The sequence below is a fragment of the Alteribacter keqinensis genome (assembly GCF_003710255.1).
In the GTDB taxonomy this organism is placed as follows: Bacteria; Bacillota; Bacilli; order Bacillales; family Salisediminibacteriaceae; genus Alteribacter; species Alteribacter keqinensis.
The window spans coordinates 165648-188243 of the sequence record NZ_RHIB01000001.1 but is presented as its reverse complement, the minus strand read 5'-3'; the positions used below and the strand labels follow the sequence as shown (position 1 = coordinate 188243).

General features: G+C 38.6%; 18 protein-coding genes, 1 pseudogene and 1 riboswitch. Of the genes and pseudogenes, 4 read left to right on the top strand and 15 right to left on the bottom strand.

Going from position 1 to position 22596, the window contains the following annotated elements:
* Window positions 1-7: 7 nt before the first annotated feature.
* The 6 genes from EBO34_RS20500 to EBO34_RS20495 form a co-directional block, all read right to left on the bottom strand.
* Window positions 8-178 (bottom strand): hypothetical protein, encoded by a 171-nt coding sequence (locus tag EBO34_RS20500; protein WP_183163652.1) that lies wholly within the window; start codon window positions 176-178, stop codon window positions 8-10.
* Window positions 179-191: 13 nt separating this feature from the next.
* Window positions 192-1625: a SpoVR family protein gene (locus EBO34_RS00830; RefSeq protein ID WP_122896074.1), complete on the bottom strand. Its 1434-nt coding sequence runs from the start codon at window positions 1623-1625 to the stop codon at window positions 192-194.
* A gap of 76 nt (window positions 1626-1701) precedes the next feature.
* Window positions 1702-2454 carry a helix-turn-helix domain-containing protein gene (locus EBO34_RS00825; RefSeq protein WP_122896073.1) on the bottom strand — a complete coding sequence of 251 codons (753 nt, stop codon included), beginning with the start codon at window positions 2452-2454 and terminating at the stop codon, window positions 1702-1704.
* A gap of 610 nt (window positions 2455-3064) precedes the next feature.
* Complete coding sequence (locus EBO34_RS00820) at window positions 3065-4588, bottom strand: recombinase family protein (RefSeq protein ID WP_183163651.1); 1524 nt, start codon at window positions 4586-4588, stop codon at window positions 3065-3067.
* A gap of 1 nt (window position 4589) precedes the next feature.
* Window positions 4590-6029, bottom strand: coding sequence for a recombinase family protein (locus EBO34_RS00815; RefSeq protein WP_122896071.1), 1440 nt, complete (start codon window positions 6027-6029; stop codon window positions 4590-4592).
* 4 nt (window positions 6030-6033) lie between these two features.
* Entirely contained in the window at window positions 6034-6183 is a 150-nt protein-coding gene (locus tag EBO34_RS20495) for a hypothetical protein (protein WP_183163650.1), read from the bottom strand.
* A gap of 88 nt (window positions 6184-6271) precedes the next feature.
* On the opposite strand from EBO34_RS20495, the gene EBO34_RS00810 reads away from it, so the two are divergent.
* Window positions 6272-6598, top strand: coding sequence for a helix-turn-helix domain-containing protein (locus tag EBO34_RS00810; protein ID WP_249414047.1), 327 nt, complete (start codon window positions 6272-6274; stop codon window positions 6596-6598).
* Between the two features lie 80 nt (window positions 6599-6678).
* On the opposite strand, the gene EBO34_RS00805 is transcribed toward EBO34_RS00810, so the two are convergent.
* Entirely contained in the window at window positions 6679-6927 is a 249-nt protein-coding gene (locus EBO34_RS00805; protein ID WP_122896069.1) for a hypothetical protein, read from the bottom strand.
* Window positions 6928-7035: 108 nt separating this feature from the next.
* Here EBO34_RS00805 and EBO34_RS00800 point away from each other — a divergent pair, with 108 nt between their 5' ends.
* Complete coding sequence (locus EBO34_RS00800) at window positions 7036-8463, top strand: recombinase family protein (protein WP_249413962.1); 1428 nt, start codon at window positions 7036-7038, stop codon at window positions 8461-8463.
* Between the two features lie 535 nt (window positions 8464-8998).
* On the opposite strand, the gene EBO34_RS00790 is transcribed toward EBO34_RS00800, so the two are convergent.
* On the bottom strand, window positions 8999-11980 hold the full coding sequence (locus EBO34_RS00790) for a PIN domain-containing protein (RefSeq protein ID WP_142996755.1): 2982 nt from the start codon (window positions 11978-11980) through the stop codon (window positions 8999-9001).
* A 151-nt stretch (window positions 11981-12131) separates the two neighbouring features.
* Here EBO34_RS00790 and EBO34_RS21175 point away from each other — a divergent pair, with 151 nt between their 5' ends.
* Entirely contained in the window at window positions 12132-12413 is a 282-nt protein-coding gene (locus EBO34_RS21175; protein WP_122896066.1) for a restriction endonuclease, read from the top strand.
* Between the two features lie 178 nt (window positions 12414-12591).
* On the opposite strand, the gene EBO34_RS00780 is transcribed toward EBO34_RS21175, so the two are convergent.
* On the bottom strand, window positions 12592-15138 hold the full coding sequence (locus EBO34_RS00780; protein ID WP_122896065.1) for a Spaf_1101 family AAA-like ATPase: 2547 nt from the start codon (window positions 15136-15138) through the stop codon (window positions 12592-12594).
* 107 nt (window positions 15139-15245) lie between these two features.
* Window positions 15246-16055, bottom strand: a pseudogene (locus EBO34_RS00775) (SpoVR family protein); the annotation flags it as partial.
* Between the two features lie 233 nt (window positions 16056-16288).
* Between EBO34_RS00775 and EBO34_RS00770 the strand changes: the two are divergent.
* On the top strand, window positions 16289-17827 hold the full coding sequence (locus tag EBO34_RS00770; RefSeq protein ID WP_122896064.1) for a hypothetical protein: 1539 nt from the start codon (window positions 16289-16291) through the stop codon (window positions 17825-17827).
* Window positions 17828-17865: 38 nt separating this feature from the next.
* On the opposite strand, the gene EBO34_RS00765 is transcribed toward EBO34_RS00770, so the two are convergent.
* From EBO34_RS00765 to EBO34_RS00745, 5 genes are all read right to left on the bottom strand, one after another.
* Entirely contained in the window at window positions 17866-18336 is a 471-nt protein-coding gene (locus tag EBO34_RS00765; RefSeq protein WP_122896063.1) for a hypothetical protein, read from the bottom strand.
* Window positions 18337-18516: 180 nt separating this feature from the next.
* Window positions 18517-18897, bottom strand: coding sequence for a fluoride efflux transporter CrcB (crcB, locus tag EBO34_RS00760; RefSeq protein WP_122896062.1), 381 nt, complete (start codon window positions 18895-18897; stop codon window positions 18517-18519).
* Window positions 18890-19294 (bottom strand): fluoride efflux transporter FluC, encoded by a 405-nt coding sequence (locus tag EBO34_RS00755; protein WP_122896061.1) that lies wholly within the window; start codon window positions 19292-19294, stop codon window positions 18890-18892. The genes crcB and EBO34_RS00755 overlap by 8 nt, the downstream gene beginning before the upstream one ends.
* Window positions 19295-19367: 73 nt before the next feature.
* Window positions 19368-19598, bottom strand: coding sequence for a hypothetical protein (locus EBO34_RS00750; protein ID WP_122896060.1), 231 nt, complete (start codon window positions 19596-19598; stop codon window positions 19368-19370).
* A gap of 134 nt (window positions 19599-19732) precedes the next feature.
* Window positions 19733-22207, bottom strand: a complete 2475-nt coding sequence (locus tag EBO34_RS00745) for a penicillin acylase family protein (RefSeq protein ID WP_183163649.1) — start codon at window positions 22205-22207, stop codon at window positions 19733-19735.
* A gap of 142 nt (window positions 22208-22349) precedes the next feature.
* A riboswitch (M-box (ykoK) riboswitch) is annotated at window positions 22350-22517 on the top strand.
* Window positions 22518-22596 lie beyond the last annotated feature (79 nt).

The window sequence follows — 22596 nt, the reverse complement described above, 5'->3', positions numbered from 1 at the left end:
AAAATAGTTAACCTTGCTTGTAAACTAAACTCTCCAAGTGACAAGCAATCCTATCCGCTGCGTCTTTACAGGAATGCAACATTTCAACTTGATAACTAAGTTGTTCATTTAAGTTTGCTATCGTACCACTTATCTCTTTTAATACATCAATTAACTCTTCGTTTTTTTTGGGGTCCATAGTTTCACCCCCCTCACAGGTATCTCTTGTGGATTTTTTTTCCGTCATATGTGAATACAATCTTACGGTCACTCAGCACAGTCTCCATATGAACAGGTCGCCCCCAAAGCTGATGGAGGTATGGCAGTGTCTTTTCAAGGTACTTCGTATCAAGCTCAATGTCTTCATACGCATGAGAAATGTAAAGCTCACCGTTCTTCAGATAATCCCCATCCGTAACCTGAAGATAAGGAAACCCGCCATTCACACGGCTTGAGATAAGCTGATCCCTCACAGCTTCCCACTGTTTATCTACGATCTTATAGTCACGGCCTTTCTTCTGAAACAGATACATATCCTCACGCGAGGCCAGTTCTTTTGTTAAATAGTTTCGGATAAACGAAATATCCGATTCAATTTCCCGAACCTCGAACATCTTCTCACGGCCGCTGCCTGGTTTCACACCCTGGCGCTTGATCATGTCCTCAGTCGGATTATCATACCGCTCTTCGATGTCTTCAAAGATTTTTATTCCTAAATAGTAAGGGTTGATTTGCGTTTTGGACGGCTGAACAACGCCTGCGTTCAGTTTGGCGTATTCGATCGCTTCGTCTTCGGTGAGGTCCATTTCACGAATAATCCTTTGGTGCCAAAAACTGGCCCAGCCCTCATTCATTATTTTTGTCTCCAGCTGTGGCCAGAAATAAAGCATTTCCTCACGCATCATTGTTAGAATATCTCGCTGCCATTCTTCAAGCTCACGGCTGTATTCTTCAATAAACAAGAGAATGTCCTTTTCAGGTTGGGGCGGAAGTTTCTTTTTCTTTTTCATTAAGTCACGTCGATTGGGCTTCACCTTATCTGCGTTTTCAAGAATCCACAAATCATCATAAGGGCTTGCTTTTGGATCATCATCTTCTTCATCGAGCCAAATGTCTTCTTTTGTCCATGATAGCTTCGGTCGAACCAGACTCGGATCGATGTGTTCCTGAATAGCCAGAACCGCGTCGAGGAACTTTTCAACTTCCTCTCGACCATGAACCATTTCATAGTGGGACACTCGTTCTGCCGTAGACGTCATGCTTTCGACCATATCTCTTCTCGTGTTGGAGAAACGTACGTTGTTTTTAAAGAAATCGCAGTGTGCCAATACGTGGGCGACAATCAGCTTGTTTTGAATTAATGTATTTGTATCGAGCAAAAAAGCATAGCAAGGATCGGAGTTAATTACAAGCTCGTAAATCTTACTTAAACCCAAATCATACTGTAGCTTCATTTTATGGAATTGTTTTCCAAAACTCCAGTGTGAAAAACGAGTCGGCATTCCGTAAGCACCGAACGTGTAAATGATGTCAGCGGGACAAATTTCATACCGCATAGGGTAGTAATCAAGTCCGAAACCATCTGCAATTTCTGTTATTTCATCAATCGCTCTGACAAGCTCTTTATCACGGTCATTAATTAACATTCGATGACCTCCCATATTCTGATAATTAATTCATATGAGAGTACTACCTAACTAATGCGACATATTGGACAACTACTTAATTTTGGTTATCCCCAGCGGCTGTTTCAAAAAGCGTTGGTTGTGCATCCTCAACAGAGGTTTTTAATAATTTGACCATTCGAGAAACCCCTTTTTGACCATTATTTGGGGAAATATCATAATCTTTACCGTTCACTCGAATACTGAATGGTTCAGATCTGTAATACAAATCAAATTTCCCTTTTAGAAGCTGTTCATATAAACCTCCAAAGTCATAGTCCTTATCATTCGAAAAAATTTGTTTACACTTATCAATGAATTCCACTCTCTTTATTTTAGGATGATTATCTTTACTTTTTTCTTTATGCTCACAATTATCCTGACACAAACCGTCTTCCTCAGCATCGTTTTTTTCTTCAGTTATTCTTGATTGATGATGTAAGGTATTTAATGGAAAGGAGTGTTTCATCGTCTCAGTAAGAAACTTGTTTTGTAAATCAAGAGTAGTTTTTATGTTTTTTAAAACAACTGTTAATTCATTATTCAAATTCTGTTCTGCAGCCTTAGTTGCATTACTACTTTTTTGATATTCATTTTGCTCATAAACATCGATAATTTCCCTTAACTCTGGACGATGAATTTCAATGTACTCAAACAGATCCTCTTCATCAATACGATAACCTTCTTTACGACTTGAAATGAATGCAGTCAAATCACCATCACGAATAGTCCGAGTCAACTTTTCAGGTGTAACATAAATGTAGTATTTAGCTAAAATTTGAGTTGCTTCATTAATTGTAAACCTTCTCACTTTACACACCTCCACCTTCATTTGTATGCCGAGCCATAGTCAGCTATGAAGTGGATAAAAAATGCAACTTTTTAAATGGCTTTCATTCATTTTAATATAAAATTTTAACATTAATTTTTAATGTTAAATTTTAATGTTTCAATTTAACAATAGATTGTTTCCCCTGTTACCGAAACAATAGACCAAGCTACATTTACAGACTATTCGAATACTTGTCTTTCCGCTTTACAGCAATGGAGATAGGACTAGGTCATTTCGGTAACAGGGGTCCAGTAGGGATCCCTACTGGACCCCTGTTACCGAAAAAACAATCTTGAGCTAGTCCATTTATTTGAAGTACTAATAGGTTTATAGGAAACCTTTGTCCAAATCTCCAAACAAGTTCACTCCTCAATGCCGCATTCAGACGTTGTAATTTTAATCTTGATTCTAAGGTTAGGTTGGAGAGCATCAGTTTCACAAATTAAACTGATCCACCAGACGAGTTAAATACTTTTATTATCTGCTTTTCAGATTAATTTTAGAACTTGAGTCCCAGGAGTAAAAATCAATCAATTTTTGACTTGTCCGATTGTTTACGAAAAAAAGAACCCTAAATGGGTTCAAAATTTTATGCGTTTGGGGAGAAGTCCAGAAGCTCCAGATCCAGACGTCCTGTTTTGTAAATAGTGCAGCTTTTAACAAATAATTTAATCAAGTCGTTTTTTTCAGCTGCCGTGAAAGAATCAAATACAAGGTACTCCTCAATTAATGGAGTCGGTATTACGCACCTTGTTGCAACTCCAATCATGCCTTCCTGCTTTTCTCTTTTAACCTCTAATTCAGCAAGTAAACCTTTCTTCTCTTTAAGGATCAAGTCCAGGCCGAATAGATATGGATAGTTTGTCTTTGAAACCTTAGCGTATGTTTGTTTCTTATCTAATAAGTCATTTATTTCATTATTGATTCGATCTATTCCTTCCTTTATTTGTGTTAATCCGCACTCAAGTTCATAAATTTCTCTTTCGTACATTTCTTCAATTTTAGCTTCAGTCTTCTTTTTTAATCCTTGATCAGTGATTTGTTTTTGCCATTGTTTATTAAAGCTAAGGTGTATTTGGTCGACAGATACCTTGTATTTGCAATTCTTACAAACATAATAATAATACTCATACTTTTTTGTTGAGTAGTTTTTTCCAATAACTTTGTTTGGGCAATGGGCACATTTTATTATGTTCCTCAAATAAAATGGTGTATCTAAAGAAGTTAAATTTTCTTCATTTCGTTTATTGTAAATTTTCCAACAGCGTTCCCACTGATCAACACTTATGATTGGTTCATCAATACATTCAATTGCTTCCCATTCAAACCAATCACTTCTCGGATTAAGTGTGTGGCCCTTCAGGTGCTTTCTACGATTAAGTGTTACTCTCCCTGAGTAGATGGGGTTTGTTATAATACTTTTAATCTTTCGAGGATACCAACTTTGAGTTTTGTCATAATCTGTATCTGCTTTAAACTGATCACTTTCCAGTTTGGATAGAAAAGAAGAAATTGTTTTAAAACCCCTTGAACGCTCATATTGATTAAAAATTTCTTTGACTTTATCCTTAGTTAAAGGATCGGGAAGAAGTTTTTGCGTATCCTTATCGTAGATGTATCCATAAGGTGTATTACCACCTTTCCATTTACCATTTGATACTAACAACTTTATGGTATCTTTTGTTCTTTGAGCAGTTTGATCAGCTTCAAACTTTGAAAGTCCATCAAACAATAATTGCGTAAGAAAATCTTCACTCCCGTATTGCGTGCCTGTAGAAGCTACAAACACAGGTACACCTAATTCCTGCATATGTTTTTTTAAGATTAAATGATCTTTAGGATCTCTTGCAATACGATCATAATCAGAGATGACAACAAATTCAAAGCATTTCCGTTCAGCATCAACAAGCAGCCTATTAAGCTGCCCCCTGTCTTTCAGTTTTGTCTTCCTCGCAGAAACAGCTTTATCAATGTATTCAAAGTCCTTAGCCCGCTTACCCCCGTGAAGTGCGATAAACTCTTCCACCCTTTTTTGCTGCCAAGTAATCTCCTGCTTATCAGTAGAGTGTCTACCGTAAAAAACTCCTTTTTTATTGTAGATAATCTTCTTCAAGTCATCCAATTTCTTCACCATCGCTGTAATTGTGATTTATAAAAATACATTTAATACCTGATTTCGGGGAGAAGGTTACAGTCGCTATATGATCAAAAGCTTTTTCCTGAACTTTCATAGGCAATGATTCAACGCTTGTCAAGTCAATAGAATGCTTATCAATCCACTTTTTTATCTTTTTCTTCTCTTTAAGTAATACATTAAATCTTTTTTCACACATACTTACAATTCGGTATGTTTTGTTTAGATCAACCTTACGAAAAGGCTTCTTCCTTTTGATATCCCACTCAACATACCTTTTTAGCTCACTTACTTTTTCTTCCCTTTCCTTCTTGTAGGTATCAATTTTAGAATCCATTTCATTACTTAGTAGCTTAGCAAGCTCCTTATGAACGTATCGCTTGTTAACTTTCAAGAGCTTAACAAGATACGATAACACTTGGTTTCTAACAGCATTTTCCAAATCGTTTTGATGTGTTTTGTGGGCACGGGGCTTGTTCTCACAACGGTACATTTGATTATCCTTTTTAAAGGCCATGGGGCTGTGACATTCTTCACAGATAAATTCACACGTTATTATTGGAGGGGATTTTCTACTTACTTTACCCCTCTTAAACGAATTGTATATTTCTTGTGCTCTTTGAAAAGTCTCTTCATCTACAACCCTAAAGTCTTTAAAAAAGTGTTCTGCTGTAAATTTTCCGATTCGTTGTACTACATATCCAGTATGGATTCTGTTTTTGACAATTGATTCAACTTGGCTAGCATCTTTAAACCTTAGATGTTTAGCAGCTTCTGTTAGGCTCGGGATAGGAATGGAAATATTTCCCTCATCTGCTAAAACTCCCCTTGAAAAGGTCTCGAAAACGCACCTTATCTTTTCTACAGCTTCGTCATTAATATGCTGAAGTACACCGTCCTTACTTACAAACCCAAAAGGCAAAGTACCTCCTCCCCAATATATTTTCTTGTTATCTACACTCATCTTTACTTTCGCAATTCTCGAATCTATTAATTTTTTGTTAATATTTTCCCCTTCATATTGAGCGACCCCGCTTATGACCAGCTCTAATAATTCCCCTACTGGACCTTGAAACAATGGTGGTTCATTGTCTGCTGTAAAGTGAATATGGACCTTTTCATCTTTAAACCTTTCGTATATTTCTAAGTACTGTTGTACGTCCCTTGCAAGACGATCTCTTTTATAAACAATGACATTTTCTACAAATCCACCTTCAATGTCGCGTAACAACTCACTAAGCCCATTCCTATCTTCAATTTTTGTTTTCAGCCCAGAGACGTTGTAATCCTGATATACCTTTGAGATCTGGTACCCATTTTTGTCAGCCCATTCTATGCAAACACTTTTTTGCATATCAATGGACATCTTTTGCTTGTCTTTCTCGAGAGATTGTCTGACATAAAGTGCTGTCTTTTTCATTGAATCACTCCCGCATTTTCTCTTCAATTTGCTTAAAGAAATCACCCTTAATCTTGATGTAACAGCGGTGAATTACTTCATCTAGTAAATCTTGATTTTCAAAATACTCGATTTTTTTGACTGAAACACGTTGATTATCCTGTTCTATCTCCATTTTTGTCCTCCACTTTGTAGGAATATGTCTACAGATGAACGAAGTAAGTAGGTAACCAATAAAGAGAGGGGCAGAACTTTTGATAAATATGGGGCAGTTAATTAGGCGTTTAAGAACCGAAAATGAATATGGCCTAAACGATTTTGCAAGAGAAATCGGGGTTTCACCTGGATACTTGAGCCAGCTCGAAACTGGAAAGACCAACAATATCGAGTGGGAAACACTTGCCAAAATCGACAATATGCTCGGACTCTTTACATATTCCTCACCCTTTAAAGCTGATGATCCATTTGTTTTTGAAATGGAAAAGTCTTTTAAAGAATTAAAGGAATTAGCTGAAAAACATCCAAATGAAGCGGATTACCTTCTCACTTCACTTCGTCATGGATTAACCTTCTTTCGTTCACAATCATAATTTGCATCACCCTGCCAATTTTTATTCATATTTGTAAACATTATTTTTATATGTGAATAAATTAGTTAAAGAAAGACAGCCTAACCACTATAATGGTTGGGCTTTTCTTTGTTGACTAATGTTGTACTAACATCGATCTGATTTTTAATACCCTTTTCTGCAAGATGATGATTTACTGCTGCTACCCTCACGCTTTTCATCAAATCCAAAAGACTCTTCTCAAGTGATATTCGGACTGTTGAATTTCTAATTTCATTTAATGAAGAAAATGTAATAACTTCTTTACCAGTAGTAATTGAATAACGAACATTAACTTTGTCCAGGCTCATCCCCTCCTTGTTGAAGCATATGAAAGAAGTCCTATGGGACTAACCTGGAAAATGAAGAATGATGATCTTCTAAGCATTCATATACATAATTTAAAGAAGGTGATGATTATGCGTGGGGTAGCAATTTATACTCGAGTCTCTACAGAAGAACAAGCAAGGGAAGGTGTTTCGTTAGAAGAACAAAAAGAGCGCTTATTGATGTACTGTAAAGCGCTTAAAATTGAGGACCCCATGTATCTCTTCGTGGATGAGGGGTATTCTGCAAAGAGCATGGATCGCCCTCAATTACAGTCTTTAATTAGTAAGGTAGCAAAGAATGAAATCAAGTGCTTGTTAATCACTAAGTTGGATCGGTTAAGTCGTAACTTACTGGATCTTTTAACACTCCTTAAAATCTTCAGAGAGCACGAGGTTTCATTTATCTCAATCTCGGAAAACTTTGATACCAGTACCCCATCTGGCCGACTTACCCTGCAAGTGCTTGGCGCTATGGCAGAGTTTGAAAGAGAGCGTATTCGAGAACGCGTAATCGAGAACATGGAGCATGCTGCACGAAAAGGAAAGTGGCTCACCCAACACCCTTATGGATATCGCCTTAAAGACGGTACTTTATTTATTCATGAAGAAGAAGCTGAAATTGTACGAGAGATTTTTGATGTATTTGTTAACAAGGGACGAGGATATTACTTTATTGCAAAAGAGCTAAATAAACGCAGTATCCCTTCCCGCTACAAAAAACAATGGTCAAATAGAGGTGTAAAGCTCGTACTAAGTAACCCTGTTTATAAAGGTACACTGGCTTGGAACCGAACGGATTCATCCTACTCTACACGAAAACTTAAAGATGAAAAAGAATGGATCATGCTTGATAATGAGTTGCCAGCGATTATTGATAAAGAGACATGGAACAAAGCACAGAAAAGAATAAACGAGAAGCCAATCCACTCACGTTCGCAAACGAGACCGCATTTATTAGGTGGACTTCTTAAGTGTGGCCAATGTGGCGGAGGAATGAGTATAAGTTGGTCAGGATCAAAGAATAAACGGTACAGAGTATATCGTTGTTCGCGGAATAAGAATAATGGAACATGCACGAGTAAAGGGTATCGTGCGGATGATGTGGAGAAGTGGTTCCTAGAGGGATTGGAGAACTTGGCAAACCAGTTGGATTCAGAGGTCGTAGTTCAATTGTCAATGTTAGAACGTGAAAGTCAGAAGGATTCTGAGGAGGAAGTTAAAAGGCTTGAACGCAGGTATAAGAGGAAAGCTGAGGCTTATGCTGAAGGGTTAATTGAACTAGATGACTTAAGAAAAGAGAAAAGAAAACTTAATGATGTAAAAGAACTAAATACTAAAAACAAATCCACTAAAGTGGATTTAAAAAAATATAGAAAAGAAATTAACAAAGCGTTCTGTAAATTAAAATATTCTTTAGAATCTCTGCCAGTTCTCGAAGCAAAAGATTTAATCAAATTAGTTATCGAAAAAGTAATCATTAGTGGTGAGAAAGATATAATCATTCAGATAAAAGTATAAAAAAAAGACGACTTTTTACAGGCCGCCTTCTTTTTTCAAACAGAGTTATCATCTATAGTTTGAATTATGTTATATATTTCTCTTTGTTCTGCCTTACAAATACCCTTTAGTTCACTTGATACAAATTCCCTTAAGATCAGCGACGGTTGTTTGAACTTTAAGAAGATAGGTTTAAAGAGGAGGGTAATTTGTATCTTACTTTCTATACCATAAGTACTTTTCCAAATCCATTTTAATATCTCAAACGAAGTTAGCAATATATATTTTTTATTTACACTATCCTTACTTAATACCTCTAATATTATATTAAAATCATGCATGTTCTCCAAATTGTTCTCATCTAAGTAATAGATAAATACATCTGAAGGAGGTTCAATATATCTGTACCCCATTATAATTAATTGGCTGATTAAATTACAGTACCGTTTTTGATCAATAACCCCTTCTAATAAGAACCCATCCACAATGTCAATTACAGAAAATGTATCAACCTCAAAATCTTTCTTAGCCAAAGTTTTTATTTGAAAGCTGTCAATTAAGTAAGTAAACTATCCTTGCATAGTATGATGGGATCCTGTAGACCAAGTTCATCATCTTTATAGCTAGTAAGTTTTCCATTCCCAACCTTTATACAGTTATTATTAATCCAGGAGATTAAGTATTCGTATTTTAAAAGCAAATTTTCTAATTCCTCTGGTGTTGTTTTACTAACTATAACCTGCCCTTCAATGTTAGCAATTCTGGATGTTCCTTCGTTCCTAGACAATTTCAATTGTGAATACTCTTGATAAAATGAAGAAAATTGTTCCTGCATCACATAAGGTTGGATACTCTTTGAAAATTGCTTTAACAGATCCAACCTTTCTAGAGTAAATAAAGAAAAGATATCACAAAGTACCCGCCGTGAATTGAAGAATGTTCTAATTCCATCATTTTGAAGATTCTTATTATTTAACCTTGCCCAAAAATGTAATCGACTGTTAGAAGACATATACATCCAAATACTAAAAGGATCTCCCTTTGAAAGTTGAGTCAAAAAAGATCCGTGCAATTTATTGTCTTCAAAGTAATTCTCTTTCTCAAGTTGTAAGGACTGAATTTCGTTTAGCTTGCCTAGAAAGTCATTTGTTATCCCATCACCACTAATTAAATTAAACGACTCATATAATACTGGTTCATCAGGAAATACGCTATGAAAATCATTAGTTACTCTATTAAAAGCGTTTTTATATTCCTCTCGAACTTCTTTTAAAGGGTTAGTTAACTGTGGAAATAGTCCAAAATAAAATCTCCATGCATCAGGTGAATTTTTACCATGTACAAATAACTTATAGGCAAATTCTAGGGCCTTTTCGAAGTTCATTACTTCTATATAAACAACTACCATTAAACGAAGATCGTCTAATTTGGCGTCCTCTTTTATTTGGTTTTCAATTAGTAGTAGTTTTTCTAAGCATTTCTCTGGATATCCTAATTGATATAGACAACTGGAGTAATAGGCCAGGTATTTTATATCTTGAGTTTTTCGATACATCACTTCAAATAAATTACTAGATATCTCAAACCATTTTGAGTTATAGTAAATATTTGCAACTATCTCCAAAAGAAACAAGTTGTTATATTCGAATTCGTTCTCATAATAAAAAGAAAGAATCTTTTCGAATTCTTCTAATCGGTAAAGTGCTAAAACATAATCTTTAATTAAAAATTCTTGCTGTAACCAACCTTTTAAAGTCGGAATGATATTAACAACTTTTTCCAATTCATTTGCAGTTCCTTTTTTCATTAAAGCATCAACTAAATGAATTAACAATTCTTGATTTATTATACTATTAAATTTACCTTGAACATTTTCAAATTTTAAAATTGCGGAATCCCAGTCGCTAATTCTAATAGAATAATACCCATTAATAATTTCGGCTAGCTCTACAGACTCAGAATGTTCTATACATTTAATTAACTCAGTCAATTCTTTGTGCTTTGTTAAGAAGAAAAGCGAGTTTAGCATTATTAAGTAATACTCTACTTTTAAATTAATATCTTGATTATTAACTCTGTCTTTATATTTTTCTAATACCAATAAAGCCTTACCAGGTTCTTTTGAATTTAAATACACTCTTCCTAGGTCTAATAGATTTTTAAAGTTGAACCTTTCTGAAATCTTTTCTTTTATTAACTTCTCTGCTTTACTCCATTCCTTACAGAGATATAACGAATAAATTAAATTGTTAAAATATTGCTCCTTTCTTTCACTTTCCACTTTTTGATAAACAATACTATATAAGTCTGAAGCCTCTTTATATCTTTTATTCCTAAAAGATAATGCTGCTTTTAGTTCCTTTACTTTTATTAGTTGTTTAGAATTTTCATTGCTCTCTTCAACTTTCTCTAAAAAATATTGCACATGTGTTGTAATCTCTTTTACATCAATTTTTTTTTCAGTTAATAAATCCTCCTCCATTTGCAAAACAATTATCTCTGACTTTAATAAAAGAGCTTGCTTCGATTCCTGTTTCTCTATTTCTACAAGCGCTTGAGTATAATCTTTTTTTAACAAGTATACTTGTGCTTTGAGAATTTCCATAGAGACCTCTGAATATTTTTCTAATAAAAAGATACATTCGTCAAGATCCCCCTTTAATAAGTGTGCGTTTACTAGAAGTTGAACGTCTTCTTTCCTTACTTCTAGTGTTAGGTTTTCGTTTAATTTTTTTATTGCAAAGTCGTAACGTTTTTCAATTACATCCACTAAAGCCTCTAAACGACTTACCTTTTTGTCATTATTACAGACCGTGATAGCAGCGTGTATATAAGGAATTGATTCACTTGCTTTGTCACTATACAAGTAGCTGTTTGCAATTATTATATAAAGTTCTAATTTATCTTCATTTTTTATGGCTGTCTTTAATCTCTCTTCTGCTTTTTCTCTAGCTGTAACTACCTTTTCTTGGTCTAAAAGCTGTTTTAAATCTAAATATTCTACTGGACCTAAAATCTCTCTCAAGGTTGTAGAAAAGTTATCATTAATTTCGGTTTTGTGTCTTTCATTTTGCTGTTCAACACGATCAAACCTCAAGTTCATTTCTTCTCTAAAGTCTGTAATCCCCTTAATTATAGTTAAGAATTCAGGCTCCCATTCTTTTTCCTTGTAATCATGGATTTTAAGCAATATGAGTTGAAAAAAAGGAATGATTTGTTCTTCATACAACGGATACCTCTCGAAGTAAGGTTCCAAGAAAAGTTTATTTCCATCAAATTGTTCCATGGTAGTGCCCTCAAGAATCCAACGGAATACCTCACTCCTATTTGTTCTATCTTCTAAAAGTTCTTCTATAAGTTTGTCAGGTATATCTAACACTTCTTTGGCATCTTCAATTCCTGCCTTAAACAAGGACACAACTTTAGTATGATAATTATCCTTAACCCATTTGTCTCTAAAATCTCTAGCAATTTTTTGATTCTTCACCTTACTTAATGCATAAGCTGCAAAACTTTTTGCAAAAGTAGTCAGGTCCACCAGATCACCCACTTTCATGTAAATATACTTACAATTCACCTATGTAATTATTACTTTAGCAACTTGATGCTTGATGCGAATTTCTGCCTAACTTCCCGTTAACTACTTTACTTCCTATTACGTACACCATTTAAAGGTTTTATGAAAGTAAATCCCTTTTAGCTACCAATCCATTACTGGGGACCAAGGCGTAGACCTTCTTGCTAGGAAGAATCATGAGACTCTCGCCATCCAACTGAAATGTTACAGTTCTTCAGTTGGCAATGATGCAGTCCAACAAGTAATAGCAGGTATGAACTATTACCAGGCTGATAAAGGTGCAGTGATTACAAATAATTATTATACAAAGTCAGCTAAAGAACTAGCTTCGCGAGCAGACATTATACTTTGGGACAGAGAGAAACTATCCGAAATGATTAATTTAATTTATTAGATTTATAAAAGGAGTAAATTATCTAAGGCTAAATATGGAGAATATAAACCCATTGATCTTATGATCTTTATTTTTAAATGATTACAGCCATGCGATTGTTTTACAACGCACTATAGAAACGCGAATTACAATTTAATATCCACAAAATACACCATCTTCCAATGATGGTGTATTTTAATTATTGGTTGAACTCTTTAATGAAGAAAGCATAAGTAGACATTTTATGGTTAAATGAATCAATTCCGCCTTCTAAACAGTTAATAATTGCTTTAGTAATTTTGCTATCAGAAGGGTATCCTTTATTTTCAATCCAGCCCTCTTTGTTGTTAGATTCCATAATTATTACTTGCTCTGTATCAGAGTTTGTTACAATTGTAGAATTGTGCGTCACTACAATAACTTGCCTCGAATTTTTCACTTTTCTTAAGCTCTCAACAAGGTTTTTATAAATATACTGATTATCTAGATTATCTTCAGGCTGATCAATAATTAGTGGTGTATGATCATTTGTATAATATCCATACTTGAAAACAAGGGTTAGGATTGCAACTACTTTTTGACCTAAAGACATATCAATTATATCTTTCATAAGTGGGCCAACAGTTCCATTCTGTTCTTTTGAATTCACATTAAATTTTATTGTAAATTCGTCTATAACATCAAACCACTTAATAATTGCCGCTTCTAACAGATCCCTATCTTTTGTTACCTTTGTAAATATGGAAGCATAAAGTTTAGGTTTGGCTTCATCTGTAACAGGTTGTAGGTTAGTAACCTCTTTAAACCCTATACTACTCTTATCCACCATACCGTTAATATTTAAATTCTTATCAAGGTCAGTGTACCTTTTGTTTAATAGCAATTTTACAAATTGCATAAAACCATATTTCAATGAAAACTCTTGAATATATCGAGAAACATCGTTCCATGTTAAATACGTATTTGCTAGATTAGTATCGGAACTTATTTCATCTAATAAATCTTTCAAGTAGTAATCAGTTTCTTTCTGTTTAGGGGAGTATTTTATAAGTATCAGATCTTTATGAAGATCGTTAAAACCCTCTAACATTTCATTAATTTTGCTCTTGCGATTTTTAACTGCTTCGATCATAGATTCGCTATTTTCCCTAACATATTTCTTAAAGCTCCTGTTATCGATTTTATTAATCTTATTGGTGTAGTTAGTAAAGTTATCACCCTTAAACCCGTATAAGACTACCTCCCGAATAAAATCATCTGCTTTTCCTTCATTTATTTTACTTATTATATGGTTGATAGAATACGACCTTCTATAAATTCCCGAAAGTACCTCTAATTCTTCTATTCCGTTGATTTTTTCAAAATCATCTCCCTCTATCTTATATAATGAAGTCCAATGGGAAGATAATTTCCTTCTTCCACTCATATTTATAAAAAAAGCTTTTTCTAGAAATATATCATTAACGAAGTACTCTTTATCAATATCTTTAATTTGGGGAATAAATTCTAATAAATAGTCGAATTTCTGATAACGAAATAGTATATATATTTTTTTGTGATTTGAAATAAACTTCAAAGTATCTAAATCATCGATTTCTCTAGTTAACGCAACTTCGATAATATTTATCAAAGTACTTTTACCTGTACCCCTACCTCCGATTATGCAATTTAGATCTCTAGAGAAGTCAATAAGTAATGGTTCAGAAGAATCATACTTAGCCTTTAAAAAGCCTTTAGTCCCAGGATGTACAGTCATTCCCTTAATAAAGATATCGGATTTTAAAGGCTTTACAGGATATATACAAATACTATGGTTTTTAAACGCCTTTTTTAAAGATGGAAAGTTCACCTTGCTAAACTTTATCCACGTATTATTTACCCCAATACTAGTTATTGAATGTGAGTCGCTTTCATGAACAATGCCCATACAATTAGAAGAAAATTTGTTATAGTTTCTTATTCTTTTCCTCTGCATATCCTCAGATGCTAAATTAGTTAAGCCAAAAACATCCATCTGTTTTGATTCAAACAAAGTCCTATTATAAAGGCCACTTCCATGTAGGTTACTTGAATTCAAATGAGCAATATATGTAATCCCATCTAAATTCCCAACAATCTCTTTGATTAAGGACTCACTAGTATAATAGGTGCCCTCTTCCTCACTAATAATAATATCTTCTAAAAATATTTGAACTTCTTTTATTTTACTCTCGTCAAAAATACCTATTAAGTGATTTTGCTCTGAGCAAGAAATCTCTACTCCTAAGAAAAGCTTTATTGAATTTCTATTTTCTTTTAGAGGTTTTATTCTTTCTCTATAATATTCATTTAGAGCAAATTCTAATTTTTTATAGCCTTGAATTGTATTATGGTCAGTTATTACTGCCACTTCTATTTCTTCAAGGTACATTTTATGAGCAATCATCATGTAAGATATGTATTCCTTAAATGATGCAAACGGCTTTTTCTCTCTTCTTAGAACCTTAGAATATTCTTCAGTCTCATAATAATCGATGTTCTCTTTTAATTCATTTACATTATCTTTAGTTAAATAGTTAGCTTCTGCGGCATACTTAATAATATCTATGAGATTTAACAAATTATAACTCTTTCCATTAATAAGCTCATAATCATGTGAGGCTGGCGTATGAAAGTGTATTTCACACTTTTTTAAAACACCATAACTTATTCTTTTTGCTTCAATTTTATCAACAATCTCGGTTAGATTTTGGGTTTTGGTAGACAAACTTTAATCTCCTTTACATGTTTAATTTGGAGAGTTCTTTATTATGTTTATCTTACCACTTTTTCAACTATATGTAATTAATCAGCAAAAGTACCTAGATGAAACTAAGCCCAGCCTTCGTTCATGATTTTTGTTTCCAACTGCGGCCAGAAGTACAGCATTTCTTCTCTCATCATCGTGAGGATGTCCCGCTGCCATTCTTCCAGCTCCCGGCTGTATTCTTCAATGAAGAGAAGAATATCTTTTTCAGGCTGCGGCGGAAGCTTCTTCTTCTTTTTCACCAGGTCACGTCGGTTAGGCTTTACTTTATCCGCGTTTTCAAGAACCCATAAATCATCGTAGGGACTTGCTTTTTGATCATCATCTTCTTCATCAAGCCAGATGTCTTCTTTTGTCCATGAAAGCTTCGGCCTTACAAGGCTCGGGTCGATGTGTTCCTGGATAGCGAGAACCGCATCGAGAAACTTCTCTACTTCCTCCCGCCCGTGCACCATTTCATAATGAGAAACGCGCTCCGCTGTGGACGTCATGCTTTCCACCATATCTCTTCTCGTATTGGAAAAACGAACGTTATTTTTGAAGAAGTCGCAGTGCGCCAATACGTGGGCAACAATCAGCTTGTTTTGAATGAGCGTATTTGTATCGAGTAAAAAGGCATAGCACGGATCGGAGTTGATGACGAGCTCGTAGATTTTACTCAATCCCAGATCGTACTGCAACTTCATTTTATGAAACTGTTTTCCGAAACTCCAGTGAGAAAAGCGCGTCGGCATGCCATAGGCGCCGAACGTATAAATAATGTCTGCAGGACAGATTTCATACCGCATCGGGTAGTAGTCAAGTCCGAATCCATCAGCAATTTCCGTTATTTCATCAATGGCTCTCATTAACTCTCTATCGCGATCATGACTGGTCATGTTTATTCCCTCCCATAGCCTGTTAGTAATGTTTATGAAGGGATGGGCGGAAGGATGATGAAATGATGACGATTCGAAGTAACTTGTCCGAAAAACCCTTTTGTGGCAGATAAAAACAGTGGAAATTGAACATTTTATTAAAATAGCCATTTGTCATTGTGATCAATTTCACTTTAAGGTATCATAGTAACTTGTGTGTACAAATTTTTTTATCACGTTTAAAGGGGATTTATATGGAAACTGTTGATCAAATTACGAACCTTCAACTGTTGAATCAGTTTTGGATTATCTTGTTATTCCTTATTCCGATCGTCCTGATTTCAAGAACGGTCGTTGCCGGAACGAGGTATTCACCAATACTTATTATTGTTATTTTCGGACTTGCCATGGGGTACCTCCTTGAATCCAGTGGAGTATCCACTCCCGGACTTGAGAATTTCCCGTTTATTGATTTGATGGCAAAAACAACCATCATTGCTCTGACTGTTTCCTTCTTTGTCGGAGGACAGGAGCTGCGTAAGATTCTCGGGAAAAAATCACTGGAGGAAGGGGATGACATGGTCGTTCCTTCTGATGAAGAAGTGATTCTGGGTACAGGCAGAACGCAGCTGTTCTTTATCCTCCGTGCCTTCTTCCTGTTATTCGGTATTCAGGGCCTGATGCACCTTATGCTCGGCACAGGTTCAGAAGATATGCTTGCGTCCTACTATCCGCTTGTAGCCTGGATCGGCCTTGTTGGGGCAATTATCCTTATCGATAACAAAGCGCGGATTTCCAATAAGCATCTTTATTTACGTAAAGGTGTGATTGAAATCATTGTGATTATTGGCATTCTGCTCGGTTCTTACGTTGTGGCTCAGACGGTGGCGCCGCTTATTGCCCTGCCGCAGATATTCTTTGCCATGATGATCGCAGCAGGTCTCGGGGCTGTTTTTTACCAGTGGAAGTTCGGGCCGACACTCCGGTCCCTCTTGTTTGCAGGGATTCCGGTCGTACTTGCAGCCAACTTCCTGATCGGGGGTTCCCGCATCAGTGACGCCTTTGCCATTCCTGGGGTAAATGCTGTTCTTGTGTACGGATTCTTCGGACAGCTTCTGTGGATGTTTGGGGGTATTGCCCTTCTTATGTTCTTTGCCAGAACGGCCAACGCGAGAAATCTTGCTCCGGGTATGGCCGGTGCCTTGTCCCACTCCGGGCTCACAGGCGCATGTACGGCCGGCGACTTTGGTAAAACAGCGGCAACACGCGCACCGATTATGATTAACATTCCGTTCTTCGGTCACGTGTTTGTCTTTTCAGTTCTTGCAGTAAGTGCGGAGCGCGGCAGCCTGTGGATGGGTCCTGCCCTTGCGATTGTGGCGATCGGGGTATTCCTGACGATTCTTTCATTGAAGAACCTGCAAAAATCCGGCGGTGAAGACCGAAAAGAAGTGACCGCTTTGATGCAGTTCTCCTTCGGCTGGCAGCTTTGTGCCGTATTCGGCGGTCTTGCGTTCCTTGGCATCAGCTCCCTTTCCATGGATTACGGAGCGATGGCTCAGGCTTCTGCCATTTCACACTTTGGTTTGTTTGCTGCGATTCAGGAAGGCATGTTCGGATCTGAAGCGGCAACGCTCATTCCGTTTATTTTCTCCATGCCGTTCCTGGTGCACCCGCTTGTGTTCTTTATGTTCGGTAAGGCGATGGAAAATGGCGGCGAAATGCCGGTTAAGCCTGTCTATGTGATGGCTCTGATCGGTCTTGCCGGAATCATTCTGGCGTTGTTTATCTAAGTAAAAATGCCTGGCTCTCTCATGGAGCCAGGCGTTTTTTAATTGATTTCAGCATTTACCTGGAGACCTTCATCTGTTTCGTTCGGTCCTCCACCGGATACATAGGCAAGGTTCACGATTTCATGTTCCCCGTCCCAGTCAATGACCGCCATAATTCTCCGGTTTGACGGGGTAAGGTCCATCCCGGCTTCCTGGAATGCCTCGCCTTTAAATACGAGAACTCCTCTCCCCGTTCCTGTATACCAGTCACGCTCCGGAGTCATAACGGATACAGTAAAATTCCGGGGGGGCTGCCCTTCTTTATGATTAAACCGGATAGTGTCCCGGGCGTGTGTAACCCCATCCTCCCCCCGTACAAATGAAGCTTCGACTTTCCATGATTCGGACTCTCCCTGAAACGTAAATGATGTGTACACTTCCCCTTCTTTTGTCATCCCTTCAACGGCTGAATAAACAGACACTCCAAGAATTAAGACTAAAAAAGCGAGTAAAGCGACTTTATGTTTCACCGGCAGTCCCTCCTTTTTATTACTTTTCTTGGGAGAGGGGAGGGACTCCTGCAATTTTTTCAAAATACCAGTATATGCTCTGGAAAATGGGAATATTACGTTTTTTTTGCGTGGTGGTGCAGTTTTTTTCTGAGCCTGTGTAAAAAGACGGCCTGGCGGGATAAAACCGGAGACTGTTTTTTAAATAAACCAGTAGATGCCTGCGATAAAGGCTGCGACTGAACCTGCAATACTCAGACCGATATAAACAAAGGCTTTTTTATATTCTGCGTCATGAAGCAGTGTGGCAGCTTCAACGCTGAATGTAGAAAACGTGGTGAATGCCCCGAAGTAACCTACGCCAAGGAGGAGGAACCAGGGATTGTTGTACTCCAATACCGGTATGCCGCCAAAGAGCGCTCCAAAGAAAACACCGAGGCCCAGTGAGCCTGATAGATTAACGGTCAGCATAGCGACCGGAATCGGCGGGTCCGGATAACGTTGCTGAATTTTTACCCCCAACAGAAAACGGCTCACCGCTCCCAGTCCGCCGCCGATGGAGACTAACAGTAAGTTAAACATGGCTTTTTTCCCCCTTCCTTTTCGCAAACCGGTCGGTGATTACAAAACCGAGGAAAGCCACAAGCAGTCCTGCGAACAAGGAAAGCAGAACGTAGAGTCCGGCGGTCAGAAGCGTGTTTTCACCTGCAAGCATAAACGCATCAGCTGCCAGGGTAGACATGGTTGTTAAGCTTCCGCAAAAGCCAACACCGAGCCCGGCCTTCCATATTTCATGGGGCTTTCTGTGGAGAATGTACCGCGTGAGTACACCGAGGAGGAAGCTCCCGAGAATGTTTTCAATTAAGGTTCCGAGTGGATAAAGGGTAAATAACGTCTGGACGTTTATGTAGTAGCGGACGGTCGTGCCGAGTGCTCCGCCGATAAATATAGCGATAATTAAAAACCAGTTGATTTTCATGGGTGGATCTCCTTTTTAGGTAGGAGTTGTATTGAAAACCGTGCGAAATTTGACGTTTTATGTCTAATTTTCTTTAAACCAGCAAAAGTTCTGCATAAATGCCGGGAAAGTCTGCATAAACACAAGAAAGTTCTCCATAAATGGCCCGAAAGTCTGCATAAACACAAGAAAGTTCTCCATAAACCTCTGATACCCCGGTCAATTTAAGCTCTTTACTTACTTTATAGAAAATAACGAGAGTTTTCAATCCAGGCTCCATAGGTGTTTTCCAATCAAATGGAATAATATCTGAAATTCTTAACATCGAGACGGATATCTTCACATTCATACCTGAATTCTTAACACAAATCCCAAAAAATCTCCGCCAGCCCCCAGCTCCAAATCCCGCCCTCTCAAAAAACCGGCCTCCCCTCAGGAAAGACCGGTCTTCTCATAAAACTATTCCTCCCGAACAGGCACAAATGTCTTCACATTCACCCCATCTTCAGGCCCCATGTCATACCGCATCGGCAGTAACTCACCATCCACCCAAGCCTCGATCTGGTCATCGTAATGGGGAGACATAACCTGCCCGGACTGACCAGGCATCACAATGTCCTGTGCCGGCTCATCAAAAGCGAGATCTGCTACAAACCGCCAGCCGCCTCCGTGATTGACCCGGCCGGTCTCTTCGTCATACGAATGAGCGCCTGGTGTGGCCCCGCTTCCTCCGACCTCCCACGACCCGAGATCGAACAAGTAATTGAGCGGCTGCACACTGCTGAGAGGATGCCTGATGGTCATCTGGTGCCACTCGCCCCATGCCCAGCTGTCCGGGTCACTTCCTTGCAGTGCCTCCGCCATGCCTGCAGCTTCTACAAACGTTTCCCGGGAAAATTCCGTGAAGTCCCGCTGCCACTGTTCATCTAAAAATCCGAACATCCTGCCTTCGGGATCCTCAGAAGCTTCTACAATCGTGTTGTGGATCACGAGGGCACTGGAATACGGAAAGCTCACAATGTCTTCAAACATCCGCTCACTGAACAGGTTGTACCACTGGTGCCACAAAAGCGTTCCCGCGGAGTCTGTACTTTCAACAAAGTCCCAGTCCCCGAGAAGGGCGAGTGCTTCTTTCTCCAGCTCACTCAGCTCTCCTTCGCTTTTTTCCACCTCATCCATGAGCAATGGCACGAGGGCTCTTGCCTGGGTGTTCAAAAAGTCCACCTGCATCTCTTTACTCTGATCTGCTGTAAACGCCTCGCCTGACTTGATCCGGTCCGCGATCATTCCCTCAATCCGCTCAGCCCTGTAAGGGTAAAAACTGCGGCCGATTTCATACTGATACTCGTCATCCACCGGCTTGTTGTTTGCGGTCATCACATACCCGTTCTCGGGATTGATGATTTGCGGAAGTTCTTCCGTTTCAATAAACCCGTTCCACTGGTAATCAGGGTCCCAGCCGGGAACGGGCAGAAGACCTACTGAATTTTGCCTGTCGGGAAGCCTGGCCTGCCCCCGGTAAGCGATGTTCCCTTTCCGGTCAGCAAACACCCAGCTGAGTGCAGGGGTCACAAAGCCATCCAGTCCTTCCATAAATTCATAGACATCCGTTGAGCGGCTGAGCTTAAGTACGCCGTTCAGCTCTTCCCCTGCTTCTCTTCCCGTCCACCGTAAACTGATGGCCTGATACGGGGCGTCCGAGTCTGCGTGAAAGCTCACCTCTGCATTTTCCTCGGAAAAAAGACTGGTCATAACGGGTCCGTTTCTCGTAACCTCAACAGTTTCAGTGTAAGGATCCTCTCCATCGATTTCGATCACTTCTTCAATGACCTCCGCTTCTTCCCATTCACCGTCGTATAAATAGAGGTGAGGCTCTTCCGGGTGAGCCTGTTCGAGGAACAGATCTTCCTGGTCGACGCTCATGGACGTGACGCCCCAGGCAAGATTTTCGTTATGGCCGAGAACGACTCCGGGTACCCCCGGAACCGTCACACCTACACTGTGGAAATCTCCTTCAAGTTCAAGATGGGTCTGATACCAGACACTCGGGATCGCAAGCCCCAGGTGCGGGTCGTTTGCGACAATCGGGAAACCGGATTCCGTAAACTCTCCGCCAATGGCCCAATTGTTGCTCCCGTTAAATTCCGATGGGGCAAAACTTATTAATGACTGGAGTGATTCACTGTCAAAGGGCAAGTCTTCTATATCAATTTGTTCATAGATTGTCGGGAAATGATCGGCAATGTGATACTCTGGAAAAAGATATTGCGCATCCTCTCCCAACGCCTGGACAAGCTGATAATTTTCCAGTTCATTTCTGTGATTTCCTGTGAGAGTATAGCCCATGTATTTTACGACGATGGCACTGTCCTCAGCAGTCCACGGTTCCGGTTCGTAGCCGAGAATTTTAAACTCCAGCGGTTCGTTCCCCTCTTTAAAGGCTTCGATGATATAAGCAGTGACCCCGGCTGAAAAAGCGTCCACTACCTGCTTTGTCTCCTCGTCAAAAAGCTCAATCATGTCATTTGTATACCGGTGCATCCCGTATGTACGGTAAAAGCGGTCGCTGTCAAGAGCAGCACTGCCCACCACTTCAGACAGCCTTCCGCCGGCAAGACGCCTCGTCATATCCATCTGAAACAATCGGTCCTGGGCAGTAACGTAACCTTGGATGTAAAAAAGATCTTCCAGATTATCTGCCGTAATTTTCGCCACACCACGTGCGTCCCTGACGACTGTGACCTCATTTGTGAGGCCTTCCATCTGCTTCTCCCCTTCCAACACGGGGAGGCTTTTTGTGATATACCAGTAACCTGTTCCGGCTCCTATTAGTGATAAAAACACTAAAACCCCTGCAAGGACCATCAGAAGCTTTACCCAGCGCCTTTTTATAAACGGCTTTTTCTCTCTTTCGATAACCACTTGTTGTGACATCTTTATCCCCCTGTATACAAACCTTTTTGTACTATAAAGGATTCGCTTTGTCAGAGGTTTTTTCCTTTTTTGAAAGAAGTGAGCAACACTGTTGACACTTGGTACCTTGTCGTTTATCATTGCAAACAGTTGAAAAAAACTGAACATTCCTCGTTAGGTGAGGCTCCTGTACAGGAGATACGCTACTGCCCAAAAATGTCCAAAGACGCCAATGGGTCAACTGGAATCATCGACATAAGGTGTTTCCTAATGTAGCTGGGTGTATTCCCTATGCCGTACAGTGCTAAAGCTCTACGAATGGAGGGAAGCCATCAGCGGTTATTTGCCATGCATATAACACCTTCATTCGTATGGAATGAAGGTGTTTTTTTAGGTTCTATGCGAAAAAC